10 protein-coding genes are annotated in these 11,895 nt (G+C 40.2%); 1 reads left to right on the forward strand and 9 read right to left on the reverse strand.

Features of this window, described 5'->3' with window-relative positions:
• Positions 1–27: 27 nt before the first annotated feature.
• The 4 genes from E4661_RS00145 to E4661_RS00160 all read right to left on the reverse strand — a co-directional run bounded on the left by E4661_RS00145 (position 28) and on the right by E4661_RS00160 (position 5,714).
• Positions 28–1,704, reverse strand: coding sequence for a ribulokinase (locus E4661_RS00145; RefSeq protein ID WP_136464790.1), 1,677 nt, complete (start codon positions 1,702–1,704; stop codon positions 28–30).
• A 7-nt stretch (positions 1,705–1,711) separates the two neighbouring features.
• A complete protein-coding gene (locus tag E4661_RS00150; protein WP_136464791.1) occupies positions 1,712–3,415 on the reverse strand; it encodes a hypothetical protein in 1,704 nt (567 codons plus the stop codon).
• A gap of 29 nt (positions 3,416–3,444) precedes the next feature.
• Positions 3,445–4,776, reverse strand: coding sequence for an L-fucose:H+ symporter permease (fucP, locus tag E4661_RS00155; RefSeq protein WP_136464792.1), 1,332 nt, complete (start codon positions 4,774–4,776; stop codon positions 3,445–3,447).
• A gap of 365 nt (positions 4,777–5,141) precedes the next feature.
• The gene (locus tag E4661_RS00160; protein ID WP_136464793.1) at positions 5,142–5,714 is read right to left on the reverse strand and encodes a LacI family DNA-binding transcriptional regulator; all 573 of its coding nucleotides are present in this window, start codon (positions 5,712–5,714) and stop codon (positions 5,142–5,144) included.
• A gap of 417 nt (positions 5,715–6,131) precedes the next feature.
• Here E4661_RS00160 and E4661_RS00165 point away from each other — a divergent pair, with 417 nt between their 5' ends.
• Complete coding sequence (locus E4661_RS00165; protein WP_136464794.1) at positions 6,132–7,040, forward strand: helix-turn-helix domain-containing protein; 909 nt, start codon at positions 6,132–6,134, stop codon at positions 7,038–7,040.
• 149 nt (positions 7,041–7,189) lie between these two features.
• On the opposite strand, the gene E4661_RS00170 is transcribed toward E4661_RS00165, so the two are convergent.
• The 5 genes from E4661_RS00170 to E4661_RS00190 form a co-directional block, all read right to left on the reverse strand.
• Entirely contained in the window at positions 7,190–7,558 is a 369-nt protein-coding gene (locus E4661_RS00170) for a substrate-binding domain-containing protein (protein ID WP_136464795.1), read from the reverse strand.
• 144 nt (positions 7,559–7,702) lie between these two features.
• Positions 7,703–7,933 (reverse strand): LacI family transcriptional regulator, encoded by a 231-nt coding sequence (locus tag E4661_RS00175; RefSeq protein ID WP_136464796.1) that lies wholly within the window; start codon positions 7,931–7,933, stop codon positions 7,703–7,705.
• Between the two features lie 293 nt (positions 7,934–8,226).
• Entirely contained in the window at positions 8,227–9,240 is a 1,014-nt protein-coding gene (locus tag E4661_RS00180) for a glycoside hydrolase family protein (RefSeq protein WP_136464797.1), read from the reverse strand.
• Between the two features lie 4 nt (positions 9,241–9,244).
• Entirely contained in the window at positions 9,245–10,807 is a 1,563-nt protein-coding gene (locus E4661_RS00185) for a ThuA domain-containing protein (protein ID WP_136464798.1), read from the reverse strand.
• A gap of 92 nt (positions 10,808–10,899) precedes the next feature.
• Positions 10,900–11,886 carry a glycoside hydrolase family 32 protein gene (locus tag E4661_RS00190; protein WP_136464799.1) on the reverse strand — a complete coding sequence of 329 codons (987 nt, stop codon included), beginning with the start codon at positions 11,884–11,886 and terminating at the stop codon, positions 10,900–10,902.
• Positions 11,887–11,895 lie beyond the last annotated feature (9 nt).

Genomic DNA, 11,895 nt, shown 5'->3' on the forward strand with positions numbered 1-11,895 from the left:
TTATTTATTTTATTGAAGTGGTTTAAATCAATTCAATGCTTCATTCCGAATGGCCATAAGGTCTTTCATCACACTGAAAAGATTATCTTTTACACTGTCCTTCTCTCCAAATTTAGCATGAAGCTGTGAGTAGATTCCAAAAAGTTTGGTGTATACGGAATGCTCTGCCGCATCTGGTTCATAAACTTTTTCGGATGGTACGGAGAGCTTTCCAACAATCTCATCAATGGAAACATCTTCACCAATACTTCTTGTATGGGCCACAGCAGCCATGATAGCAGCACCGACCGCCACTGTTTCAGGGTTTTCCACCAACCTTACGGGACATCCCATGATATCCGCATAAATCTGCATGAACATTTCATTTTTATGTCCAATTCCCCCAGTAACTATGATCTCATCAATGGTGATTCCTTGGCTTTCGACCAGTTTAATGATCTTTAGCGCACCAAATCCCGTTGCTTCAATCAATCCTCTATAAATTTCATAGTCTGTTGTCGCCAATGTCTGACCGATAAGCAATCCTGATAATTGTTGATCGCTTAGAATATTTCGGTTACCGTTGTTCCAATCCAATGCCAATAAACCGCTTTCTCCAGCCTTAAGCTGATCTGCTTTTTCTGTAAGCACCTGATGATAGGAACTTTCTTGCTTGAGCACATGTTGTACCCACCAATTCAACAAATCCCCGACCGCTGCCTGACCTGCTTCAATTCCAACATAACCCGGCAGCACCGATTCTTCAACAATTCCGGCTACACCATTAAAATCTTCGGGCTTATCCTTTAACGGAAACACCATGATATCACAGGTTGATGTCCCTATGATCTTCACAAACTTTCCGTTCCCAATACCTGCTCCAATGGCCCCAACATGGGCATCCAGTGCCCCTACAGCAATTGGAATACCTGCTGGCACACCCAGACGCTCACTCCATTCTTGAGATAACACTCCTAAGGTTTCCTCAAAAGTGTATGCATTATCATACAACCTATCCCTTAATTCAGCCAACTTTGGGTTGAGTGAAGCCAAAAACTCTTTATCGGGAAGGCCTCCCCAGCTTTCTGAATACATGGCTTTATGTCCGGCTGCACAAACATTTCGCTTTAGTTTGGACACATCGGAAATTCCTGCGAGTGTGGCAGGGATAAAATCTGATTGCTCTACCCAACTGTATGCAGCATCGAAAACTTCGGGAGCCACATTTAGACAGTGCCAAACCTTGGACCAAAACCATTCCGATGAATAGGTCCCACCACATTTTGCCAAATATTCTGGTCTGGACGCGGAAGCTTTTTGGGTAACTTCCAAAGCTTCACCCACAGAAGTGTGATCTTTCCACAGCCATGCATAGGCATCCAAATTATCTTTGAACTCAGGCAAGGCCATCAAGGGTTGCATGTTCTGTTGTACAGGTATGGGCGTGGATCCTGTCGCATCCACACCTATACCTAGAATATTTTCCGAAGAAAAACCTTTGGCCTGAAAATCTTTCATTGCATTTTTGACAGCTACTTCGAGCGACCTCATATATTCCAAAGGGGATTGCCTTGCCAAAAGCGGATTATTGGAATCCACATAAGTTCCAGCTTCCCCTCCATCATAGGGACATACTCCTGTAGCTACAATATCTCCTGAACCTACATCCAAGATGCACGCCCTACCGGAACCTGTACCAAAATCCAATCCGAGTGTAAACTTCATCGACCGATTACTTTTGTCTCATTATTTTGGTTTGATCTTCCCCTCCGTTGATGATGTACAACAATGGAATAGGTCTATCTACCCCTTCTTCGTAAACTGGTTTTGCCGCCCATGGGGTAACTGATAGCACATTGGCCATGTCCATCCAAAATTGCAATCTTGACCTTTTTAAATTCCAGGTCATGTGGAAGTGATTGGCTGGCGCATAATGCTTGTATTCATCCATGGTAGCATACTTTGGCATCACAAAAGTATGTGGCCAAGTCGGGTTGGCTGTTTCACAAACGGCTTGTGCCAATTTTTGAGGTGGAAGCACCGTTTCTGCTTCGTCCCATACCATGGAGAACATTCCTGAAAGTGAGCTGTATGCCAATCGTGCAGCTATACCTTCAATTCCTTCTGGAGAAATATAGTGTACTGAATTTCCTAGGTAGGAGAAATATTCCACTGCTTTAGGAAATGTAATGTTCTTTAAAATGTCTTTGGGGTCGGTTCCAGGAAGGGCTGCCCAATCAAATGAAGCTGAACCTGAATTTACACCATCCACAAAACCTTTTTGCTCCCAAACCGCATCACCACTTAATTCAACACCTTGTGCTTTTGCAAAATCCTTAATTTCCTCTGCGCTCCATACTTTTCTAAAGTCCATAAACAATGGCGGATTACCTGCTGATAACCACGTCATGAACAATTGCGTCAACAATGCCTGTACATCGGCCTCGGTTGCATAAGGAACAACTTCTTTTGGTCCGTTGTGGTCGAATGTTGAGTTAAACAGCGATTCCATGATATCGGCTACAGGCAATGGGATACCTCTTGCATCGGATCCCCATTCCAACTGGCTCATGAACCCACCCCCAACGGCGTTAAGCTCTTTCATCAAATCGCGCACTATCAAATACAGTGCAAGACTCTTGTCCAAATTATCACTATCCACATTTTCTGGAAGCTCTATACCGGCAGACCCTTCGGTAAGCCATGTTCTTAATCTCCCCAGTTCTTCTTTATCATAGGATTCCTTGGCCAATAGATCCGCCAAGAATTTCATGTCCATACGGGTAATTTCAAGCCCAAACTGGTTTCTGGTGGCCGCAACATGAGGCAATGCAGTTTCCATTCCCATAGAATCGTGTCCAAACACCAACACTCGCTTTCCTTTAAGGCCTTGAATGGTAACCGCCGCATAGCACCAATCGATAAGCGCTTCTTTGGTTTCTTCGGTCATTACAGGATCAAGTCCCGTATCATCCCAGCTTCCAACATTAATGTGTACCAATCTGCCCGATTGTGCCAAAGCACCATTGGTAGCATGGGTAAACACTACTCCTGGCCTTGGGCCACTGTTTCCGGTGGTAAAATTAAAAGGTGTGTCTGATGGAAAATGCGACAATAAGGACATTACCGTCAGCTGCGGGAATGCCCAAGTATCCGGCACACAAACGATAATGTTAACTCCCGCTTTTTTGAATTGTGAGGCCACCAAATCGGCCTGTTTTTCCCCATCGACCAAAACATCGGAATACACTACGGGAACTTCTGTTCCATTTGGTGTTCGAACGGCACCAGAAAGTTGGTCCGAAGCCATTTTTATAATGTTCGCTGCGCGTGTACGCGAATCTTGGTCTATCCTTGGGTCACATGTTGCAAATACCCCAATAACCGGAAGACCGGTATTTTCCTTTACGTTTTCATCTAATCTTAATGAAGGCATAATTTTATATTTTGTTTATTTAAATTTTATCAATTCGTTTCAACTTTATTTTCCCATTTCCTGTAAGACAGGATACCGTAAACTGCCACTACTACGTAGCACAACAATGGAAGAATAAAAGAAAATCTTACTTCGGAAACTCCAAGAATCAATACATCATCATACCCCTTTCCTCCAAAATCCAAGATCATTCCTTGTAAAACAGGCAATATTGCCCCACCTACAATTGCCATTACCAAAAAGGCGGAACCGTATTTTGTATCATCCCCAAGACCATTCAGAGCTATCCCGTAAATTGTTGGAAACATTAATGACATACAGAAAGAGATACCCACAAGACTATACAATCCATTCATTCCAGGAATAAAAATAGCTCCCAGTGTACAGGCTATCGCCCCAAATGAAAGAACTGCAAGAAGTTTTCCCGAGCTAAAATATCTAAGCAAAAAGGTACATATCCACCTACCCAACAAAAACACCCCAAGTGCAGTCATGGCATATTTAACAGCAGCTTGATTATCAATACCTAATGTTTCAGCATATTGATAGATGTATGTCCAACACATAATTTGTGCACCGACGTAAAATGTCTGGGCTATAACACCTCCCGTAAAATGGGATTTCTTAAAGATTCGTTTTATGGACACTAGGACTCCGGAAGTATCCGTTTCCTTCTTTTCCGGCATTTTCGAAAATGCAATAATTGCCAAAACTATCAGCAAAAAGGCTCCTAAAGCGACATAAGGATCCCTTACAACCATCAAATCGGAAGTTCTAATGGCCTCTCTTGCACTGGCAGAAAGACCCGCATATTCTTCAGCGCTATAATCATCTGATTGTAATGCACCCAAAACAAATGTTTGGGCAACATATAGACCAGCCAAAGCCCCCATAGGATTAAATGCCTGGGATAAGTTCAAACGCTGCGTAGCGGTTCTTTCATCTCCCATGGAAAGAATGTATGGATTGGCCACCGTTTCAAGGAAGGCAAGACCAAAAGTCAAAATGTAAAGTGCTAAAAGAAATATTATATATTCCTCAAGTGCTGCTGCAGGATAAAAAAGGAGGGCTCCTAAAGAGTATAGCACCAGACCTAGAACTATACCTTTCTTGTACGAATATTTCCTAATAAAAATAGCGGCAGGCAAAGCCATTGTTCCATACCCCCCATAAAATGCCATTTGCACCAATGAAGCTTGAAAATTATCCAACTCCAATATTTTCTTGAAAGCAGAAACCATGGGATTAGTAATATCATTCGCAAAGCCCCATAATGCAAACAGCGATGTTACTAAAATAAAAGGTATCAACACCCCTTTTTCCACAACTTTTGGCTTTTGTTTTCCGTTTATTTCATCCATATTCTAAACTTTTACTAAAATTAAATTTTTATAAAAATCGATAAATTCTTAAAAATACCTTTGTTACACTCATATTCGTTGTACTGTTTATTCAATTTTGTGTCAATTTTTACGAATGCCGAAAAAAATTAGCAGATAAATTGAATACGGATTCACATAAGTCAATTGAAGTGCAGAATGTAATTTTTGAAGTTTGTTTTAAAACTTTACTTTTCAATGCAATTCCATAAACGAATAAGATATTGTGAAGTAAAATGCCCCAAAGGAAATCGAACATTATCTCATAAACTAATAAACGATTACGTCAAAAAAATTATCAAAAAGATTATTCAAAATGAGATTCCCAAATACCACAATTCTCTATCTCAAAAATCCATTAATTTCCTATTTCCCATTCTAATGTTTCTGATCAAACCCTTACAGATTTTATGGCCCAATTGGCGTGCCTCATCCTTATCTAATTTTTTGGTCTTATCATTGCCATAGGTAACCGAAGGAAGGCATTCATCTATAAGAACATCGGAACCCTCGGCCCAGTTAGAATTGAATGAGCAAGTATTTTTAAAATCATTTATGGTAATCACACCATCAATTCGGCTAATTGTATTTATATCCAATACAAATTTTTTACAAAAACTTGGCTCAACCATATGAAGAATTATACCGTAACCATAAAAAAGAGCTTTTTCATAAATGCCCTCCACAATATCCGAGTAATCTTTTAATCTAAACTTGGGGAAACATACCATTATTATGTCTTTTTCCTGTTTTTTCAAGGCCTTTGCATTGTAATTTGGGATGTAGTTACAGTTATAGGCCAGCTCCTTGAGCTCTGCTCTGGTCTCTCTACTTATTTCATGACAATCGTTCAACGCCTTAGATACCGTAGAAACAGAAAATCCAGAAATCGCGGCCAAATCCTTTAGTCTAGTTCTCATATAAAAGTTTTTACTTCATGGTTTTACATCGAATCCATCAACTTCATTTTACCCCTCTTGACACAATGCAATTCTTAACTCGAAGAAATAATCCAAAAGAATTCTCCGAGTATTTTTCTTGCAAAAAAATATCAATCCTCAATCAAAGATATTTCTGTATCAGAAAAGATCAGTGTACAGCTTAATCAATTTTGTGTTTATTTTTACATTCCGTGCAATAATGAATTTAAATTACCAGACCATATATGACCATGCCAAATCAGCATCAAAAGCTAAATTAGTCAGCAAAAAGTAATTCAATTTCCCTGTTTTTAAGGGTTTTAAGTTCACCATTCACAAAAACGTCGAAACTTCAAATCCTTGAGACTTGCTTCATGCCGACTTAAATTAAAGAATTTATGTATAATTTTACATTGTATGTTAATTGCAAGACAAATTTCGGAAAGTGGTGACCCATCCACTGACCATCAAATATTCAGGAAATTAAAATTTCAAGTGCTCTGTTGTAGGTATTGGTGGTTTGAGGCATGGAAGGGAAAAAAAATGTCATTCCCATATTGGAGATTATATTGGAACAAAAATCCTGGGGCGTATGTTTATTATAATGAGAAAATTTACCTTACTCCAGAGAATATCTATCTTATTCCTCCATATACACCTTTCTCTAATAATATAGACGCATCTAAGGCAGATGAAAAAACGGATTATTTCTTCAAATGCGGTAAAATAAACTCAAAAGAAGAGGAGAATCATCACGAACAAATCGGTAACATTATTCATTTCTTCATTCATTTTACGTTGGGCCATCCTTTTGACAATGTCACTCCCGGGGTATACCCATTACTGATGACAGAACAGGAAAAAAATCAGCTAAGCACAATCACACAAGGATTAATCAACGATTCAGCCAATTTTTCTATAAAACAATCCTTGACCATCTATAGTCTTGTTCTTTCCATTGTCAATAAATTGCCTCTTTCTGTTTGGTCAAAAAAGCGGACGGACGAAAAAATCAGAACCATAATTGACTATATAGAAAACAATCTTGATTCTAAATTGACCAATGAAATACTCTCAAAAAAAATAATGTTATCTCCTAGTTCTTTTTTAAGGTTATTTCATAAAAATACTGGACAAAGCCCAAGTAGTTTTATAAAACAAATGAGGTTAGAGAAAGCAAATAATCTGCTTTTGGATACGAATATGAGCATTGATTACATAGCATTCACTTGCGGTTTTTCTGATAGATATCACTTTACCAAGGTGTTTTGTAGGGTAATGAAGATATCTCCTGCCGCCTATAGAAAAACGGTAGGTTTACTATAGATTTTTGCGCATTTGTAAGATTTTGACATATTTCTTCTTTCCCTTCCCAGGGATAATCAAACTAGACCGAACCACGATATATAATTTTAGGTTTTATTATCCTCTTTTCAGTGTTAACAGTTCCTGTAATTATCTGATTCAACAACATCTCAAATATACTTGATACGATTGGGGAAATACATTGTTACACCGTAGTTAAGTTCTGACTCACAGGCAACCCTCATAGGGTCATTGTCAAAACCTATTACAGCCATATCTTCAGGCACCTTTTTTCCCCTTTTTGTTAAATACTTAATCACCCCAATTCCTATTTCGTCCCTAGCTGCTATAATTCCGTCGGGTTTTTCCATTAATTCCATGAGCATACCAGCTTGAGTGAATCCATCCATCAAGAAATCACCCGTTTCCACAACCAATTCCCTACGGTATGATAAGCCGTTATCCAATATTGCTTGCTTATAACCAGCCTTTCTGTCCTGAAATATTTTGTGTTGGTATCGTGTGGATGTGTAAGCAATTTATTCCTTGCCCGATTTGATCATCAAGGTCACTGCATCATAAGCACCTTGATAATTATTGACTAGAACTTGCGAGGCCTTGGACTCTTCAAGTACGCGATCAAAGAACAAGCAAGGGATATTCCCTTCCCTCAAAACATCAAATTAGCTTCCATGAATATTATCATTGATAACCGAGGCAATAACCTTAGCTACCAACGATAATTTACTTTTCAACATCTGGTTTTTCCCAGACTGAAATATAATTATCGAATATCCTTCATCTTGAGCAACTTCCATAAAATCAGATACAAACCTTACAAAAAAATAATGTCTTAAATCTGGAACAACCACAGCTAGAACTTTACTTTGTTTATTCCTGAAGTCTTGTGCCAAGCGATTCGATTTATACCCTAATTTATTTCTTGCGCTTTTTTCTTTATTCTATCCCTTGTTCCTGTTTTATACATCTTGTGCCCCTAAACCGTTGCCCGGGCCACATTCTTAATTGTAATAACACTTCTCATTTATACTATTTGCATTTAAGTTGTAATAGATATAAATACAATTCACCTATCTTCTATCAATCGAGAAACGAAATACAAACCAACAATACAATTTACTAGGAATCAAATGAATGAATGAATGGAGACATAATTAGAAATTGATTTTTTCTTACACGTTTTAAGTTACTGTTTCAACCACCCCAACTCTGCCAATGAAGTAGATTGATGGTTAAGAGTCTGTTTATCTTCAGGACCACAGGACGAAATATAGGTTTTACCTTTACACTCAAATATTTCGGCTGCATGGCCAAAAAGAGTCGTTACACGGTTGTTTTCGTAATCGAAATGGTTGGGATTATCAGACACTACTACAATGGTTTCGGCATAACGCCTGTGAGCATAAGTAAAAAACAGATACCATAGACCGTTACGCTCCACAAGGAAAGGAGATTCCACACCACACCAGCTTACGTTGTTGGCAATGCCCATGATAGGTTCCGGTTCTTCAAAGTTCACAAAATCGGTAGTTTTCAGTCGAACCACTTGCGATATGGTAGGTGACACACTATCATCAACACTTACAAGGTGAACCCAGTACTTACCATCATCTCCTTTGATAATGTGTGGGTCCCGAGCCGTAAGCCACAGTGTTTCGGGCAAAATGGCCTTATAGGTGCGTTCCCAGTTGTAAAGGTCATCGGACCAACATACTTCCATTCTACGGTTACCGTCCAAAAAGGTTTCCACGACCATCACCCATCGCCCAGATTCCTCATGCCATACAATGAAAGGAGCACCTACATATTCGGTGCCTTTGGATTCGTCTATGGCAAATTTTTCACGCTTCCACTCCCCAGTTGGATTTTCCGTGGATAGGTGCCCTAGATACGGATGGTATCTGTATAAAGCTTTACCTTCGGGGGGATAGGGATTGTTGATGCCAAACCAGTGTAATTTGCCTTCTTTGTCAATCACAAAATTATGGTCGTTGGTAAACCATTGGCTGTCGTCGAAATCGGGAGAAGGTTTGGCGGGAAAAATCACATCACTTCCTCCTTTGAGATACGGGATTTCAGCCCGTTCTAGCAATGAAAGCTCTTTGGTATCAGTAGTTGTTTGCTCCTCTTTTTTTATCTGTTGACACGATGTAGCCGTTAAAAGGAGTACACATGCAAGGATTTGAAACAGTGTTTTCATAATTCTATCTATTATTAAGGTTATATTTCTGTATTAAATGCTGTGCTAACTTTTCCAGTTCTTCATTGGACAGACTTCTTTCATAAATGAGAAAACGGGCAATTTCTCCATCGAAGGATTCTTTACCAGGATGGTTTGTAGCATCCCGCTCTTGCCCTATGACCATTTTAGACGGGTCAACGTCTAAGTTTGACGGATAGGGTTGGTTATCTATGGGCAGACTATTGTTCAAAAACAATTCCGAAGTGACGGTACCGGTACCTGGAGCCAATCTTCCCATGACCAGATAATAGCGACCTTCTTCCAAAGGTTCTGGAGAAACGAGGTACGGATTATTTTCGTCCCAACGGCCAAAGGTTATGGCGTTTCGGGTGCTCATCCAAAGGTGGTTATCATCGGAGAGTCCTGCCCAAAAACCTTCATATTTGCCCTTTCCGTCAAGATTGGAGTTGCGCAGATTCCCAAAGAAGGAGCTTACTCCTGGCAGGTCGGGGATTTGCTCGTAAACAGCCATTATGGCTGCCCAGGTATAGCCTGAACCTTTCATCAAGTGATCAAAGCCGTCTTCTTTATCGTTCACCAATTCCTGACGGTGAAATACCACGGTATTGTGTCCATTGATAGCGGGATGGTTCAACACCAGCCTTGGGCGACCACTACCCTTTACCACTCGACCTTCGTCCTGTTTGTAAAAAGCACCTATTTTATCATCAGGTGCATTGTTTGTCCACGCTTTTATCTTATTACCATCCTCAAGTTGTATGTTCTGATCGGCATCTAAATCCAATAAGAGTCCTTGTGTTATAGGAAGGTATTCCCAACTTTTCTCTGCTGCCCATTGAATTCCTTTGGCTATCAGCTTCCTGAAATTATCATCGGCGTATATGCCTTTGGTGTGTCCTAAGGAGGTGAAAAATGAGCGGCCCCCATCATAATGTTGATACCACGTAAAGGGATGGTCACCATTCATTTTTTCGTTACCTCGATATGAGTTTTCGTCCAGTGTCAGAAGTACATTGACACTCTCTCGTGGGCTGTACCCGAATTGGTGCCATTCATCGGTCACTGCCCATGCGTGGGGCAGGTGGTTGGTAATGGGATGCTTAGGATTGTCCACCGTAAGTGTGGCAGGTTGTACGTGAGGGTGGGTAACCAATCTTGTACCTATGAGTTTTTCATACCATTGCTGAAATTGTCCACCTTCATGCCATATCGCCCCTGCACAGTGGATACCTGCAAAACCTCCGCCATTGCGGATGTATTGCTGAAAAGCGGCTTGTTCGTCTTTTTTCAGAATAGCACCATCGGTACCGCAATTATTATTGAATATGACCACATCATAGCTAAAGAGTTGCTTGATGCTAAAAACACTTGGGTCACTGGTACTGGTTACTTCCCAACCGTGCTTCTGACCCAGCTCCTCAATCATTTGCTGTGCTTCAGGCTTGGAGTCATGCTGATAGCCATTATCGCCCATAAAATTCAGCACCTTCGTCTGGCCAAACTGGGCATGGACTGAATTCGTCAGAACAACTAATTGAATTACAGCAATCAGTATTATTTTCATTTTGCTTTACTTTTTAAAACTTGAAAAGCCATCCTCAAAAATAGCCTGATACAGATTTGTTTGATATCATAGAACTCTGACTACTACATTTTTTACTTTCCCTGAATTGCCCAACCCAATTCTGCAAGGGTTACAGATTGATATTTGTAATAATGCCTATCTTCAGGGCCACAAGAGGAAATATATTCTTTGCCTTTATAAGTGAATATTTTGGCGGCATGCCCAAATAGTGTCGTCACCACATTGTTTTCGTAATCGAAATGGTCTGGATCTTCTGAAGCGATTACAATGGTCTCGGTATAGCGTCTGTGAGCATAAGTGAATAGCAAGTACCAAATGTCATCACGCTTGTATACGCTTGGTGACTCTATAAGGGTCGCAAAGTTGTTGTCGTTTATACCAAGAATAGTCTCTGGTGCTTCAAAATTCATAAAATCCTTAGTTCGGATACGAAGTACTTGTGATTGCTTTACTCCTTTGTTACCAGTAGATACTATATGTATCCAGTATTTACCGTCAGGGCCTTTCATGATATGAGGGTCTCGCGAGGAAATCCACAAATCGTTCGGCAAAATAGCTTTATAGGTACGCTCCCATGTGTGAAGATCATCCGACCACGCCACTTCCAAACGTCTTGTACCTTCCAAATAGGTCTCAAGGACCATAGCGTATCTATCCGACTCCTCATGGTAAATGACAAAAGGAGCTCCCAAGTATTCCGTACCATCGATTTCGGTGAGAGCCATTTCTTCGCGCTTCCAGTTGCCAGTTGCCTCATTGGTTGTGAGGTGCCCCAAGTAAGGGTGGTAACGATAAAGTTCTTTACCCTCAGGAGGATAAGGGTTGTTAATTCCAAACCAATGTAACTTTCCATTCTTGTCAATGATAAAACAGTGGTCATTGGTAAACCATTCGTTCGTATCAAAGTCTTCCGAGGGCTTGGCTTCAAACATCTTGCGACTCTCACCTTTCAAATACGGAATGTCCACACTATTTACCAATTTCCCTTTTTGCGCAAATGTGGTTCCTGTCATAAGCAGAAACACCATCACTACCATCAAAGTTTTGATCTTTGTCATTTTCTATCT

This window comes from Flagellimonas onchidii (genome assembly GCF_004804315.1).
Lineage (GTDB): Bacteria > Bacteroidota > Bacteroidia > Flavobacteriales > Flavobacteriaceae > Flagellimonas > Flagellimonas onchidii.

Coding starts and splice junctions, on each gene's coding strand:
- E4661_RS00165 (WP_136464794.1), top strand. CDS start 6,132: ATGTTAATTGCAAGACAAATTTCGGAAAGTGGTGACCCATCCACTGAC.
- E4661_RS00190 (WP_136464799.1), bottom strand. CDS start 11,886: ATGACAAAGATCAAAACTTTGATGGTAGTGATGGTGTTTCTGCTTATG.
- fucP (WP_136464792.1), bottom strand. CDS start 4,776: ATGGATGAAATAAACGGAAAACAAAAGCCAAAAGTTGTGGAAAAAGGG.
- E4661_RS00180 (WP_136464797.1), bottom strand. CDS start 9,240: ATGAAAACACTGTTTCAAATCCTTGCATGTGTACTCCTTTTAACGGCT.
- E4661_RS00185 (WP_136464798.1), bottom strand. CDS start 10,807: ATGAAAATAATACTGATTGCTGTAATTCAATTAGTTGTTCTGACGAAT.
- E4661_RS00150 (WP_136464791.1), bottom strand. CDS start 3,415: ATGCCTTCATTAAGATTAGATGAAAACGTAAAGGAAAATACCGGTCTT.
- E4661_RS00145 (WP_136464790.1), bottom strand. CDS start 1,704: ATGAAGTTTACACTCGGATTGGATTTTGGTACAGGTTCCGGTAGGGCG.
- E4661_RS00160 (WP_136464793.1), bottom strand. CDS start 5,714: ATGAGAACTAGACTAAAGGATTTGGCCGCGATTTCTGGATTTTCTGTT.